The sequence below is a fragment of the Nitrobacter sp. JJSN genome (assembly GCF_051912485.1).
Classification (GTDB): domain Bacteria; phylum Pseudomonadota; class Alphaproteobacteria; order Rhizobiales; family Xanthobacteraceae; genus Nitrobacter.
This window is the reverse complement of the sequence record NZ_CP196822.1, coordinates 931182-946384: the sequence shown is the minus strand read 5'-3', so window position 1 is coordinate 946384 and position 15203 is coordinate 931182. Positions and strand designations below refer to the sequence as shown.

General features: G+C 60.1%; 7 protein-coding genes and 1 pseudogene. 5 read left to right on the top strand and 3 right to left on the bottom strand.

All coding sequences use genetic code 11. The features are described from left to right. Positions 1–5 precede the first annotated feature (5 nt). The 5 genes from glgB to ACSZOQ_RS04680 all read left to right on the top strand — a co-directional run bounded on the left by glgB (position 6) and on the right by ACSZOQ_RS04680 (position 11429). Complete coding sequence (gene glgB / locus ACSZOQ_RS04700; protein WP_439924871.1) at positions 6–2156, top strand: 1,4-alpha-glucan branching protein GlgB; 2151 nt, start codon at positions 6–8, stop codon at positions 2154–2156. Further along, positions 2156–4231 carry a glycogen debranching protein GlgX gene (glgX, locus tag ACSZOQ_RS04695; protein WP_439925953.1) on the top strand — a complete coding sequence of 692 codons (2076 nt, stop codon included), beginning with the start codon at positions 2156–2158 and terminating at the stop codon, positions 4229–4231. Before glgB ends, glgX begins: the two co-directional genes overlap by 1 nt. Then, positions 4228–5988, top strand: coding sequence for a malto-oligosyltrehalose trehalohydrolase (gene treZ, locus ACSZOQ_RS04690; protein WP_439924870.1), 1761 nt, complete (start codon positions 4228–4230; stop codon positions 5986–5988). The genes glgX and treZ overlap by 4 nt, the downstream gene beginning before the upstream one ends. After that, a complete protein-coding gene (gene treY / locus ACSZOQ_RS04685) occupies positions 5988–8846 on the top strand; it encodes a malto-oligosyltrehalose synthase (RefSeq protein WP_439924869.1) in 2859 nt (952 codons plus the stop codon). Before treZ ends, treY begins: the two co-directional genes overlap by 1 nt. A 90-nt stretch (positions 8847–8936) precedes the next feature. Then, positions 8937–11429, top strand: coding sequence for a glycogen/starch/alpha-glucan phosphorylase (locus ACSZOQ_RS04680; RefSeq protein WP_439924868.1), 2493 nt, complete (start codon positions 8937–8939; stop codon positions 11427–11429). A 266-nt stretch (positions 11430–11695) separates the two neighbouring features. Here ACSZOQ_RS04680 and ACSZOQ_RS04675 read toward each other — a convergent pair whose 3' ends face one another. The 3 genes and pseudogenes from ACSZOQ_RS04675 to ACSZOQ_RS04665 all read right to left on the bottom strand — a co-directional run. Next, on the bottom strand, positions 11696–11830 hold the full coding sequence (locus ACSZOQ_RS04675) for a DUF2249 domain-containing protein (protein ID WP_439924867.1): 135 nt from the start codon (positions 11828–11830) through the stop codon (positions 11696–11698). 335 nt (positions 11831–12165) lie between these two features. Further along, positions 12166–12966, bottom strand: coding sequence for an FAD binding domain-containing protein (locus tag ACSZOQ_RS04670; RefSeq protein ID WP_439924866.1), 801 nt, complete (start codon positions 12964–12966; stop codon positions 12166–12168). A gap of 21 nt (positions 12967–12987) precedes the next feature. Further along, a pseudogene (locus ACSZOQ_RS04665) lies at positions 12988–15150 on the bottom strand (xanthine dehydrogenase family protein molybdopterin-binding subunit); the annotation flags it as partial. Positions 15151–15203: the final 53 nt, after the last annotated feature.

Sequence of the window (15203 nt, the reverse complement as noted above, 5' to 3'; positions counted from 1 at the left end):
CGCGCATGACCGAACTGTCTTCTGAGGCTCGCGCAATCGTCGAAGGACGGCATTCCGATCCGTTTCACTATCTCGGCCGTCACCGCGAGAACGATCGCCAAGTGGTTCGCGCCTATCTGCCCGAGGCCTCCGAGGTACGTGTCATCGACGAGCACGGCGGAGAGACAACGCTAACGCGGATACATCACGCCGGACTTTTCCTGGGCGACCTGCCGAGCGATGCCCAGCGGTACCGCCTTCGCGCCCGCTTTGGCGCCGACACGGTCGAACTGGAGGACCCCTACCGCTTTCCGCCGATCCTCAGCGATTTGGATCTCTATCTGCTCGGCGAAGGTACGCATCAACGGCTCTATGACAAGCTTGGCGCTCACCCGATAGCGATGGATGGCGTGGGCGGCACTGGATTCGTTGTGCTTGCGCCCAACGCACGGGCCGTCGCTGTCGTTGGCGATTTCAATGGCTGGGACCGGCGCCGGCATCCGATGCGCGTGCGCGGCAAAGGATATTGGGAGCTGTTTATCCCCGGCACGCGGACGGGCGAACGCTACAAATACGCGATCACAGATCGGGGCGGTGGTTTGCTGCCGTTGAAGTCTGATCCGATGGCGTTTGCGGCGGAAGTGCGACCAAACACCGCGTCGATCGTATTCGACGAGGAAGCGCTGCCCCGCCCCACTCCGGCGGCCGCCACGATCAATGCACGTAACGCGCCGATCTCGATCTACGAGGTCCATCTCGGATCGTGGCGGCGTAGCGACGACAATCGCTGGCTGTCCTATCGCGAGCTCGCGGACACCCTGCCGCGCTATGCCCGCGACCTTGGTTTCACCCATATCGAGCTGATGCCGGTGAACGAGCATCCGTTCGACGGCTCCTGGGGCTACCAGCCCACCGGCCTTTACGCACCGACCAGTCGCTTCGGTCCGCCCGAGGATTTTGCGCATCTGGTCGATGCCTGCCACCGCGAAGGACTCGGTGTCTTGCTGGATTGGGTGCCCGGACACTTCCCCGACGATCCTCACGGCCTCGGCCATTTCGATGGCACGGCGCTTTACGAACACGCCAACCCGTTGCAGGGACGCCACCTGGACTGGGATACGCTGATCTACAACTACGGCCGCACCGAAGTGGTCAATTTTCTTGTCGCCAACGCGCTGTTCTGGCTCGATCGCTACGGCGTCGACGGCCTTCGCGTCGATGCCGTCGCGTCCATGCTCTATCTCGATTACAGCCGCCCCGAAGGCGGCTGGATTCCCAACAAACACGGCGGCCGAGAAAATCTTGAAGCCATCGAATTTCTGCGCCGATTCAACAGAGAAGTGTTCGGCAAATTTCCTCACGCCACAACGGCGGCGGAGGAATCAACAGCGTGGCCGCAGGTCTCGCGCCCAATCGAGTTTGGCGGCCTGGGGTTCGGCTACAAATGGAACATGGGCTGGATGCACGACACGTTGGACTACATCGGCAAGGACCCGATCTATCGCAAGCATCACCACGGCCAGATCTTGTTCGGGCTGCACTATGCATTCTCGGAGAACTTCATTCTGCCACTGTCCCACGACGAGGTCGTGCACGGAAAGCGGTCGATCCTTGGGCGCATGCCGGGCGATGACTGGCAGCGGTTTGCAAACCTCCGCGCTTACTACGCATTCATGTTCGGCCATCCCGGCAAGAAGCTGATGTTCATGGGCGCGGAGTTCGGGCAGGAACGCGAATGGAGCCACGACCATTCGCTCGACTGGCATCTTCTCGATCAGGCGCGCCACCGCGGAATCCAGGCCATCATTCGCGATCTCAACGCGCTCTATCGCAACTTGCCGGCACTCCACGAGCTGGATTGCGATCCGGCCGGCTTCGAATGGATCATCGCCAATGACGCAAATAACAGCATCTTCGCATGGATGCGAAAAGGCGAAAGCGGACGGACGCGCTGTCTGGTGATCGCCAATTTCACGCCGACCGTCCATCGCGACTACCGCGTGCGTGTACCCTTCGCCGGCAAGTGGCGCGAAACGCTCAATACCGACTCCGCGCATTATGGCGGAAGCAACGTCGGGAACAACGGCGTGGTCGAGACGCTGGACGGTGTTATCCCCGAACTCAGCCTGACGCTTCCGCCGCTTGCGGTGATCTTTCTGGCGCCGGAACCTGCATGATGAGGATCTCTGAGGGTACACATGTCCGCCTCGGTTCGAACTGGGATGGACGCGGAACGAACTTTGCACTTTTTTCAGCACATGCGGAAAAAGTCGAACTCTGCCTGTTCGATAGTCAAGGGCGACGGGAGATCGAGCGCATCGCCCTGCCCGAGCACAACGAGGACGTCTGGCACGGGTACCTGAGCGACGTCGCGCCTGGTCAGCTGTACGGCTATCGCGTCTACGGACCCTACGATCCGCAGCACGGGCATCGCTTCAACCCCCACAAGCTGCTGCTCGACCCTTACGCGAAAAAAGTCAGCGGACGGCTCGTCTGGAGCGATGCGCACTTCGCCTACCGCACCGGTAGCCCGCGGGAGGATCTGTCTTTCGACCGGCGCGACAACGCGCGCGCCATGCCGAAGGCCACCGTCACCGACGAGACATTTAACTGGGGTCGACGCGAACAGCGGCCCAACATTTCCTGGGAAGATACGATCATCTATGAAGCTCACGTCAAAGGCTTGACCAGGACGCGTCTGGATATTCCTCCCGAACTGCGAGGCACCTACCGCGCGCTCGCGGCACCTGCGATGATCGATCACCTGCGGCGGCTCGGCGTCACCACGATCGAACTTCTGCCGATTCATGGCTTCATCGACGATCGGCAACTAGTCGAGCGCAAGCTGAGTAACTATTGGGGATATAATTCCATTTCGTTCCTCGCGCCGGAGCAGCGTTATGCCAAAAATGCGGAACTGGACGAATTCCGCATGTCCGTCGCCCGCCTTCACGACGCCGGCTTCGAGGTCATGCTCGACGTCGTCTACAATCATACCGCCGAAGGCAATCACCTCGGCCCAACGCTGTCGTTCCGCGGCATCGACAACGCATCCTACTATTGGTTGATGCCTGATAACCCGCGCTACTACGACGACTTCACAGGCACCGGAAACTCGCTGAACCTGACCCATCCACGCGTGCTGCAAATGGTCATGGATTCGCTGCGCTATTGGGTCGAAGTCTGCCACATCGACGGCTTCCGCTTCGACCTCGCCAGCACGCTGGCGCGCGGCCCACATGGATTTGATCGCAACAGCTCTTTTTTCAATGCGATCCGGCAAGATCCCGCTCTCGCTACTGTCAAGCTGGTCGCCGAGCCCTGGGATATCGGCGCCGGCGGCTATCGGGTCGGCGGCTTTCCTTCGCAATGGTCGGAGTGGAACGACCGATACCGAAGCACCCTGCGCCGCTACTGGGCCGGCGACGGAAATCTGATCGGCGATGTCAGTGGCCGAATGATCGGATCGGCAGACCTCTTCAACCATGACGATCGTTCGCCGCGCGCCGGCATCAATCACGTCACCGTCCACGACGGCTTCACGCTTGCCGATCTGTTCTCCTATAACGAGAAGCACAACGAGGCCAACGGCGAGGATAATCGCGACGGCTCCAACGACAATCACAGCAATAACTGCGGCCATGAAGGATCGACGGACGATCCCGCGATCGTTGCGCTCCGCCGTCAGCTTCGCAAGAACCAACTCGCGTGCCTGCTGCTCGCCCAAGGCGTCCCACTTCTCCTTGCCGGCGATGAGGTCGGCAACAGCCAGAACGGAAACAACAACGCCTATTGTCAGGATAACGAGATCGGATGGATCGACTGGAGCCGCCTTGGCCATAACGACGACGACATGACCGACTTTGTCGGACGCCTTACCGCCATCCGAAGACGTTTTGCGCAGATCCGAGCGCGACAATGGGTGAGCGGCAAGAAGGCGGATGGCTCCTATGGCGTGCTGTGGCTGACGCCAGATGGCAACGAAATGACCGATGCCGACTGGAATTTCCCGGAAGGACGGTTTCTCTCCTACGTACTCGGGCCGATGGAGAAGGGCCAGCAGGCGCTCTATGTCGTGCTCAACGCCGCACCGGAGCCGATCGAATTCAGAATTCCGAGCATGAAAGAGTACAAGACATGGTCGATCGTACTTCATACCACGAGCGACGATACAGAAGGCAGCGCGCATGCCCCTAACGCGACGATGCAGGCGCCGCCTCGCAGCGTAATCGCGTTCGCAGGCCAGCCATGAGCGTCGGCCGCTTCGGCCCCATCCTCAGGCCGGACAGCGCAACGTTCCGGCTTTGGGCGCCCGCGGCGAGCGAAGTAGCTGTGGTTACTGACAGCACGCACGAAATGGCGAAGGACGACAATGGCTGGTTCATTGCCGAGGTGGCCGCGGCGCGGCCCGGTACACGCTACCATTATCGCATCGACGGCGGCTTGGACGTTCCAGATCCGGCGTCGTCGTACCAACCTGACGACGTGTCCGGCCCAAGTGAACTTATCGACCACAGCCGTTTTCAGTGGAAGGCGATCGACTGGCGCGGCAGGCCCTGGCACGAGACAGTCATCCTCGAATGCCATGTCGGAACGTTTACGCCTGAGGGCACTTACCGAGCCATGATCGGCAAGCTTGATCATCTCGTTTCAACCGGAATCACCGCTCTCGAGTTGATGCCGCTGGCTGATTTCGCCGGGACATGGAATTGGGGTTATGACGGCGTGCTGTGGTACGCACCCGATCATGTTTACGGTACGCCAGACGATCTCAGGGAGTTGATTGATCAGGCCCATCTGCGCGGGCTGATGGTCTTTCTCGATGTCGTCTATAACCACTTCGGCCCCGAGGGAAATTATCTCGCACGCTATGCACCGCAGTTTTTTTGCGCGGAAACCCCATGGGGATCTGCGATCGACTATCGCGTTCCAGAGGTCCGCGCCTTCGCCGTCGACAATGCACTGCACTGGCTCGACAATTATCGGTTTGACGGCCTTCGTCTCGACGCAGTGCATGCCCTCGCCGAGATGGGTGAGCCGTCGATCCTGAACGAGATCAGCCGCGCCGTCGGGGTTCTGGCGCGGCAAAGCGGACGGCACATCCACCTTGTGCTGGAGAACGATGACAACCGCGCGGTATTGCTCGATCCTTCTTCCAGCATTCCCGACGGAAAGTATCGCGCACAGTGGAATGACGACTACCATCACGTCTGGCATCTCATTCTCACCCAAGAGACGCATGGCTATTACGGCGACTACACCACGCAACCCCGCCATCTGCTCGCACGAACGCTGCGCAGTGGCTTCGCCTACCAGGGCGAACTCTCAGCCCACCGCGGCGGGCGCGCTCGTGGCGAACAGATCGGCGTACTTCCGCCCACCGCCTTCGTGAACTTCCTTCAGAATCACGATCAGATCGGCAACCGCGCGCTTGGCGACCGTCTCGAATGGACCGCTGACGCGCGGGCTATCGAGGCTGCGCTCGCGATTACCCTGCTCGCGCCGATGCCGCCGTTGATGTTCATGGGCGAGGAATGGGGAGCGACCACACCCTTTCCATTTTTCTGCGATTTCACCGGCGACCTTGCCGATGCCGTGCGAGCTGGGCGGCGCAGAGAATTCGCCGAGGCCTATGAAACGTTCGGCAATGATGTTCCCGACCCGCTCGCTTTATCAACGTTCAGGTCGGCCATTCTGGCATGGCCCGACTTCACTCGGAGCCTGCCGCGCCATGCATTCGTCAAGGAATTGTTGCGAACTCGCCGGGACGAACTCACACCCCATCTTGCCAACGCTGCTTTTGCCTCGGCCGAACTGCGTCAAAATGATCGCCTGCTGATCGCATACTGGCGCCTTGGCGACAACGCACTGCTACATCTTCGCGCCAATGTCTCGGATCACAACGTCACTAACGATGCATCCCCAATGCCGGGACGTCCTATCTGGGGCGGTGAGCCGCCGGCGCGCTTGCCTGCGTGGTCGGTCTTCTGGTCCATGGGAGCGATCTGATGGACAACGGCATTCCGCGTGCAACCTATCGCCTGCAATTCACGGCGTACTTCACTTTCGACGATGCCGCAGCCATTGTTCCATATCTCAAGAAGCTGGGTATCACGCATCTCTATGCATCGCCATTCATGAAGGCGCGCCTTGGCAGCACACACGGCTATGACATTGTCGATCACAATGTCATCAACCCTGAACTCGGCGGTGAAGACGGCCTCAATAGGCTGAGCGCAACTTTGACGTCTCACGCGATCGGCCTGATTCTTGATTTCGTTCCAAACCATATGGGCGTGCATCATGCCGACAACATCTGGTGGCTGGACGTACTCGAATGGGGACCGAAGTCGGCGTTCACCGATTCCTTCGATATCGATTGGGACATACTTCCGTTCCGCACGAAACCAGGACTGCTGCTTCCGATTTTGGGATCGGCCTACGGCGTTTCGCTCGCGCAAGGCGAAATCGAGTTAAAGTATGATCCGCGAGACGGAAGTTTCTCAGCCTGGTATTTCGAACATCGGCTGCCGATCGCGCCGGAACGTTACAGCGACATCCTCAAGACAATCACGAGCCAGCTTTCGCCGGGTTCCGCCCGGAACAATCTGCTCGCCGTCGCCGAACACTACGGCGGTCGGGATAATCCCGGACACGATCACGCAGCCGCCCTCAAGCGCGACATCGCGGCTGTCGCCGATGGCGCGGCTGCGATCAATCAAGGCCTTTCGGCCTACCGGGCTGGCCCTGACCGACCCGCGCAGGCCAAGGCTCTTCATCAACTGCTGGAACGGCAGCATTACAGGCTGGCGCACTGGAAGCTAGCAACCAGCGAGATCAACTATCGGCGTTTTTTTGATGTGAACTCGCTGGCGGGACTTCGCGTCGAGGATCGCGATACATTCGACCGCATCCATGGTCTCGTCCGCCGGTTGATCGCCGAAAAACGGATACAAGGCTTGCGGCTCGATCATATCGACGGCTTGTACGATCCTGCGCAGTATTGCAGGCGTCTGGGGCGGCTGATCCGCGAAACGCAGGGTGCAGATCGGCGCCCGTTCTATCTGCTCATCGAGAAAATTCTCGGAGACCAAGAAGCGCTGCCGCAACTCGCCGGCGTCGACGGAACGACGGGCTATGAGTGGTTGAACGCCATTACCCATGTCCTTGCCGACGAGAATGGTCTCAAGAACCTCGACGAGGTCTGGCGTCAGGCGAGCGATATCGCACCGGCCTTCGATCCCGTATTGCGCGCCGCCAAGCGGCGGGTGATCGAGACCTTGCTCGCAAGCGAATTCACCGTCCTCACCCGTTTGCTGACACGCATCGCTGCGGGTCACTATTCTACGCGCGACTATTCTCCGGACAGCCTTCGCCAGGCGTTCGAGTTATTTGTCCTGCATTTTCCGGTTTACCGCACTTACATCACGCAGGCCGGACCGACCGAGGGCGAACGAAAACTCATCGCTGAGACGATTGCGAAAGCGCGGCAGGAGTGGTTTGCCGCCGATGATGGGATTTTTGACTTCCTGCAGGATGCGCTGACGCTCGATCTGCTGGCCTCCGGAAAGCCGGCGCATAGCCGCCAACGGGTCCGCCGGTTTGCGCTCAAGGTCCAGCAGTTCACCGGACCGACGATGGCCAAGTCTCTCGAAGACACCGCCTTTTATCGTTATCACCGCCTTCTAGCTTTCAACGAAGTCGGCGGAGACCCGGCCGCGCCGGCTCTCGACGTCGCCGGTTTTCACCGAAGGATGCTCGAGCGAGCCGGTCGCCAGCCGCACGGACTGACGGCCACGGCGACCCATGACACCAAACGTGGCGAGGACGCACGCACGCGGATTATCGCGCTGACCGAATTGTCGGACGAATGGGCAAGCATGGTCGGACGATGGAAGACGTTCAATGCGGAATTGGTTTCCACGAGCAACGGCGTCCGCAGCCCGTCCGTGGCAGATGAATACATGCTGTACCAGGCGCTGATCGGTGCCCTGCCCCTGCCTCTTGATGATTTCGCGCCTGCGTTTGTGGCGCGAATGCAAGCCTACGCCGAGAAAGCCTGCCGCGAGGCCAAGCTGCAAACAAGCTGGCTCAACCCTGACGCAACCTACGAATCCGGCGTCAGGCAATTTCTGGCCGACATCCTGGACGAACGCCGGTCGCCCGAATTTCTTCAATCCTTGAAAAGTTTCGCGCGTCGGACCTCGCTGATCGGCGCATTGAACTCGCTGAGCCAGATCACACTGAAAGCAACGATCCCCGGCGTCCCGGATTTCTACCAAGGCACTGAACTGTGGGATTTCTCGCTGGTCGATCCGGATAACCGGAGGCCGGTGGATTTTACGGCGCGCGAAGCCATTCTCGACGCCGGAGCCACCGACATGACAGCCCTCACTGAGAGCTGGACCGACGGTCGTCTCAAATTGTTTTGGACGCAACACCTTCTGGACATGCGCGCGCGCCATGCAAAAGCCTTCACCGACGGGGATTATAGGCCGCTTGCCGTCGAAGGCGCGCATCGCTTCCACGTCATCGCATTTGCGCGCACGCATCGCAGCGAGGCCGTCGTTGTCATCGCCTTACGGCACTTTGCGCCATTCACGGACGCCGGCATGATGTGGCCGGCATTTAACCGCTTCGATGCCTGCGTAGATCTCGGCAATCTGGCTCTCATCGATCCGGCCGTGGTGGAACGGAAACTCGACCTCAAGCGACTGCTTGACCGGATTCCGGTGGCTCTATTGTCGGCGCGGATTTCGTCGAGATCCGAGATCGCTCACGGTCGGCGGCCGGAACAAGAGTTCCAAAAACGGCGCAAGCGCGGTACGCTCCAGATCAAGGGCCATTTCGGCAAAACCGCCAATTGATCGCGAACTGCATAAGGCATCACAAGCTTCTAAAGTCACGCGACTTTGCGAGTCGCCACGACATCGGCGGAAACAGATCGGGATTCCAGGATGGTCTTTGAATTCTCCCCAAAGCGATATCGCGTCCTTGAAGGTGACGCATCGACCCGGCTCGTGTCCGAAGACGATGACATCGTCGAGGAGATCAAGAGCGCGATACTGTCTAAGATCGTTTTGGTGGCCGGAAAGGATGTGAAGTGCGCCAACGTCCATGACTGGTATATCGCGGCGGCGCTGACGCTGCGCGACCGTATCGTCTATCAATGGCTTCAATCCGATCGTGCCGCTCAGAGCCGCGGTGACAAGCGCGTCTACTATTTGTCTCTTGAGTTTCTGATCGGACGACTGCTGACCGATGCCCTGACAAACATGTCGTTGATGGGGCCATTTCGCACGGCGATCGAGGATCTTGGCATTGACTTCGACGCATTGCGAGACGTCGAACCCGACGCGGCGCTCGGCAACGGAGGGCTGGGTCGGCTCGCTGCGTGTTTCATGGAAAGCATGGCGACGCTTGCGATTCCGGCGCAAGGCTACGGCATTCGTTATGAACACGGGCTGTTTCGCCAGATCGTTTCAAACGGATGGCAGGAAGAGTTTCCTGAACGGTGGCTGCTTTCCGGAAACCCTTGGGAATTCGAACGCAGCGACGTGGTGTTCGATATCCAGTTTGGCGGACGTGTCGACCGCATCGAGCAGGCCGGCAAGCCATCCCGGACGCTCTGGATACCGGCTGAGACTATTCAGGCGGTTGCCTACGACACGCCGATCATCGGCTGGCGCGGCCGTCACGTCAATGCGCTGCGGCTGTGGTCCGCACGCGCGGTCGATCCTATGCGCCTCGACGCCTTCAACAGCGGTGATCACCTTGGCGCGATGTCGGAGATGGCGCGGGCGCAAGCGATCTCGAAATTTCTTTATCCAAGCGACGAAACGCCGGCCGGCCGCGAATTACGCCTGCGTCAGGAGTATTTTTTCGTTTCCGCCTCCCTGCAGGATATTCTCGACCGCCATCTGCACATCGACGGCGACATCCGGTCGCTATCGTCCCATGCGGCGATTCAGCTCAACGATACCCATCCCAGCCTCGCCGTTCCCGAACTGATGCGGCTGCTGGTGGATAAGTATCAAATCGGCTGGGATGATGCCTGGGACATTACCACCAAGACAATCTCCTACACCAATCACACGCTATTGCCGGAGGCACTCGAGACCTGGCCCGTCGAACTGTTCGAGCGAATGCTGCCGCGCCATCTCGACATCATTTACCGGATCAACGTCGACCATCTTGCCGCGGCGGAAAGGCACTTTGGCGTGGACAGCCGTTCCCGAGCATCGGTATCGCTGATCGACGAAACCGCCGGGCGCCGCGTCCGCATGGGACAGCTCGCCTTCGTGGGCTCCCACCGCATCAATGGCGTTTCCGCCATGCATAGCGAGCTCATGCGCGAGACGGTGTTCGCCGATCTGAACAGCCTTTATCCGGGCCGCATCACCAACAAGACCAACGGCATTACCTTCCGCCGCTGGCTCCATCAATGCAATCCGAAACTCACATCCCTGCTGCAGGGTGCATGCGGCGCTGCGGTTGTCGATGAGCCCGAGCGGCTGCGGGGACTGGAGCGATTGTCGGATGACCGCGCGTTCCAACAGCGCTTCCAGGTGGTAAAGCGGGCGAACAAGGTTGCACTTGCCCAGACCATAGCCAGCCAGCTCGGCATTATCGTCGATCCGTCGGCACTGTTCGACGTCCAGATCAAGCGCATTCATGAATACAAGCGCCAGCTTCTCAATGCGATCGAGACGGTTGCGCTCTATCAGGCCATCCTTGCGAATCCGGAAGGCAATTGGACACCGCGCATCAAGATTTTCGCCGGAAAGGCCGCCGCGAGCTATCGGCAGGCCAAGTTGATCATCAAGTTCATTAACGACATCGGCAACGTGATCAACAACGATCCTGCGATTAGAGATCTTCTCAAGGTCGTCTTCATTCCGAATTATAATGTCAGTGCCGCGGAAATTATCGTCCCGGCGAGCGACCTGTCCGAGCAGATTTCCACCGCCGGCATGGAAGCCTCCGGAACCGGCAACATGAAGCTTGCACTGAATGGCGCAATCACAATGGGAACGCTCGATGGCGCCAACATCGAAATTCTGGAACATGTCGGCGAGGACAATATCTTTATCTTCGGCATGAAGGCCGATGAAGTTGTCCGGCGCCGTGCCATGGGGCTGGATGCTACCGACGTCATCTCATCATCGCCGAAACTAGCTGGTGTAATCGAGGCCATCGAACGCGGCGTGTTTTCGCCCGACGACGTTTCGCGTTTCGTGCCCATCGCTCACGCGCTCCGGTTTCTCGACTACTATTTGGTGTCGGCGGATTTCGAGGACTACTACCGCGCCCAACGCGCCGTCGACATGAAGTGGCATAGTCCCGAGTGGACCCGCTCAAGCATTCTCAACGTCGCGCGCATGGCGTGGTTTTCGTCCGACCGCACTATCCGAGAATACGCCGAGGATATCTGGAATATTCCTCAATAGCGTTTTCGAGCGAAGTGGATACCGGTTCGCGTGAAGAAAACGCGTCAAAACAATAATCTGGAGCTTCGCTTCTGATTCAATCAGAAGCGAAGCTCTTGCCTGATTCCGGTCAGTGCCAGTGATGACAGCGGCCGACGCCGTGGCGCTCCTCTTAAAAAGGGAGGCGCCGGCGGGGTGAGACCGCCGGCGCAGTCGACAACGATCCCTGCGGGAGATCAGTCTTGTCGACAAAGACAGCAGCGGTCGAAGGCGACCGCCGCTGCGGATCAGGCCACCTTCGACTGGATGGCGATCTCCACCTTCCAGACCGAGGGACCCTGTACCAGATATGTCCATGAGAAAGCGCCGGGATGCTCAGCCTGGAGCTGATCGTAAAGCGGCTTGGGATCGTGGTTATTCACCAGGACAAATGACTCGCCTGCCCTCAGATCGCCAACGATCTGAAAAGCCTGGTGCGGCGCTGCGCCTGATTCAGATTACGGAAATCAATCTCGGCGACATCCGTCTCTTCAGTTGTCTGACACATGACCGCTCCTGTCGCCCCAAAAGGGCTGCCGGAAAGAGCTTTCCCTCCGATCCCCGAAATTCAGGGATCCAACGAATCACCATGACATGCAGAAATACTCGCCCTATTAAGATGTAGAGTCAATACATCTTTTAGGGTGCACGTTATATTTGAACAGAAACGAAGCTCCACAACGCGCGGGTTGAACGCGAGCGGTATAGCTCGCCGGAATCAGTTCGCCTGCTGGACGGCGCGCTGGGCCATGACCTTGACGAGATTGGCGCGATAAGCCTCCGACCCGTGAATGTCGGCGATCATGCCCGCATCTGGAAGCTTGATCTGGTCCAGCGCCGACGGAGACCAGTCGGCCTTGAGCACCGCCTCGATCTCAGCAACGCGCATCACACCGCTCTGCGAAGCGCCCGTCGCGGCCACACGCACGTCGCCCGCCTTGGTCTTCGCAACGAACACGCCGGTCAGCGCGAAGCGCGACGCGGGATGGCGCATCTTGGCGTATCCGGCCTTGGCCGGAACGGGGAAAGATACTGCGGTGATGATCTCGCCGTCATCCAGTGCCGTCGTGAACAGTCCCTTGAAGAAATCATCCGCTGCGATCGACCGCTTGTTGGTCTTCACCGTTGCGCCGAGCGCCAGAACGGCGGCCGGATAGTCGGCGGCCGGATCGTTGTTGGCGATCGATCCGCCGATGGTGCCGCGGTAACGAACCGCCGGGTCACCGAGCATCGACGTCAGATGCACCAGCACCGGGATTGCCTTCTTCAGATCGGCATTGGTCATGATGTCGTAATAGGTCGTCGCGGCTCTGATCGTGAGCGTGTCGCCGGACGCCTCAATGCCGAGCAGATCCTTGACCCCGGCGATATCAATCACGTCGGACGGGGCCGCGAGCCGCTGCTTCATCACGAGCAGCAACGTATGGCCGCCGGCGAGATATTTCGCATCGGAGCCCTTGGCAAACAGCGAAACGGCTTCGTCGATGCTGGCGGGGCGATGATAGGTGGTCTGATACATGGCCGTATCTCCTGCCGCCGTTCAGCCGTGGATCGCGTGCCAGACGCGGTCGGGCGATGCCGGCATCGTGAGATCGTTGCTGCCGATGGCGTCGGTGATGGCGTTGATGACGGCCGCAGATGCGCCGATAGCGCCAGCCTCGCCGCAACCTTTCACGCCGAGCGGATTGCCCGGGCACTCCGTCATGGTGTGCTCCAACCGGAAAGACGGCAGGTCCTCGGCGCGCGGCATCGCATAGTCCATGAACGACGCAGTGAGCAACTGACCGTTCTCGTCGTAGACCGCGTGCTCCAGCAGCGCCTGACCGATGCCCTGCGCGAGACCGCCGTGGACCTGCCCTTCCACAATCATCGGGTTGATGAGCCGGCCGAAATCGTCCGCCGCGACAAAATTGACGAACGTCGTCTTGCCGGTGCCTGCATCGACCTCGACCTCGCAGATGTAGGCCCCTGCAGGGAACGTGAAGTTGGACGGATCGTAGAACGCGCTCTCCTTCAGACCCGGCTCCATGCCGTCGGGCAGGTTGTGCGCGGTATAGGCGGCGAGTGCCACCATCGGCAGCGCGATGGCCTTGTCGGTTCCGGCCACCTTGAACTGACCTTCCTCGATGACGATGTCGTTTTCCGACGCCTCGAGCTGATGCGCCACGATCTTCTTTGCCTTGGCTTCCACCTTCTCCATCGCCTTGACGATGGCCGACAGGCCGACAGCGGCCGAGCGTGAGCCGTAGGTGCCCATGCCGAACTGCACCTTGTCGGTGTCGCCGTGCACGATCTGGATCTGATCGATCGAAATTCCGAGGCGGCCGGCAACCACCTGCGCGAACGCCGTCTCGTGACCCTGACCGTGACTGTGCGATCCTGTCAGAACCTCAATGGTACCGACCGGATTGACCCGCACTTCGGCAGACTCCCACAGCCCAACGCCCGCGCCCAGGCTGCCGACGGCCTTCGAAGGCGCGATGCCGCAGGCTTCGATATAGCAGGACACGCCTATCCCGCGCAGCCTGCCCTCACTCTCTGCCTTGGCCTTGCGTGCCGTGAAGCCGGCATAGTCGATCGCCTTCATGGCCGCATCGAGCGACGCATTAAAGTCGCCGATATCGTAAGCCATGATGACCGGCGTCTGATGCGGGAATTGGGTGATGAAGTTCTTGCGCCTCAGTTCGGTCGGATCGACCTTGAGCTGGCGTGCCGCGGTTTCCATCAGCCGCTCGACCACGAAGCTCGCCTCAGGGCGACCCGCGCCGCGATAGGCATCCACTGGCGCCGTATTGGTATAGACGCTGATCACCTCGGCGAAGATGCTGGGAATGTCGTACTGGCCCGATAGCAGCGTAGCGTAGAGATAGGTCGGCACCGACGACGAGAACAGCGACATGTAGGCGCCGAGATTGGCATAGGTCTTGACGCGCAATCCCGTGATCCTGTTGTCCTTGTCGAATGCCATCTCGGCCTTGGTCAAATGATCGCGGCCATGTGCGTCGGTCAGGAACGCCTCGGTACGGTCGGCAGTCCATTTCACCGGGCGACCGGTTTTCTTCGAGGCCCACAGCGCCACCATCTCTTCCGGGTAGATGAAGATCTTCGAACCGAACCCGCCGCCGACATCTGGCGCGATCACGCGCAGCTTGTGCTCCTGCGCGATATTGTAGAATGCCGAGAGCACGAGCCGCGCGACATGCGGGTTTTGCGACGTGGTATAAAGGGTGAAGTGTTCCTCCCCCGGATCGTATTCGGCGATCGCGGCGCGCGGTTCCATCGCATTGGGCACCAGACGATTGTTGGCGATGTCGAGCGAGACCGCATTCGCAGCGGTCTTGAAGGCCGCATCGGTGGCGGCTTCATCGCCCAGGGTCCAGTCGAAGATCACATTGCCCGGCGCCTCCGGATGAAGCTGCGGCGCGCCTCTCGCAACCGCCTCGCGCATATCGACGACGGCGGGAAGCTCCTCGTAAGTCACGGCAACGGCCTCGGCCGCATCGCGCGCCTGGTTACGCGTCTCGGCGATGATGACAGCAACGGCCTGGCCGACAAAGCGCACGGTCTCCGGCGCCATCGCGGGCCATGCCCCCATCTTCATCGGCGATCCGTCCCTGGAGTGGATCATCCAGCCGCAGATCAGATTGCCGATCTTGTCGTCGACCAGTTCCTTGCCGGTCAGAACGGCAACCACCACGGGCAACCCCAGCGCGGGCGCCGATTCCCTCGATTCCCATGATCCGCTCTCGCTACCGG

Coding starts and splice junctions, on each gene's coding strand:
- treZ (WP_439924870.1), top strand. CDS start 4,228: ATGAGCGTCGGCCGCTTCGGCCCCATCCTCAGGCCGGACAGCGCAACG.
- treY (WP_439924869.1), top strand. CDS start 5,988: ATGGACAACGGCATTCCGCGTGCAACCTATCGCCTGCAATTCACGGCG.
- glgX (WP_439925953.1), top strand. CDS start 2,156: ATGAGGATCTCTGAGGGTACACATGTCCGCCTCGGTTCGAACTGGGAT.
- glgB (WP_439924871.1), top strand. CDS start 6: ATGACCGAACTGTCTTCTGAGGCTCGCGCAATCGTCGAAGGACGGCAT.
- ACSZOQ_RS04670 (WP_439924866.1), bottom strand. CDS start 12,966: ATGTATCAGACCACCTATCATCGCCCCGCCAGCATCGACGAAGCCGTT.
- ACSZOQ_RS04680 (WP_439924868.1), top strand. CDS start 8,937: ATGGTCTTTGAATTCTCCCCAAAGCGATATCGCGTCCTTGAAGGTGAC.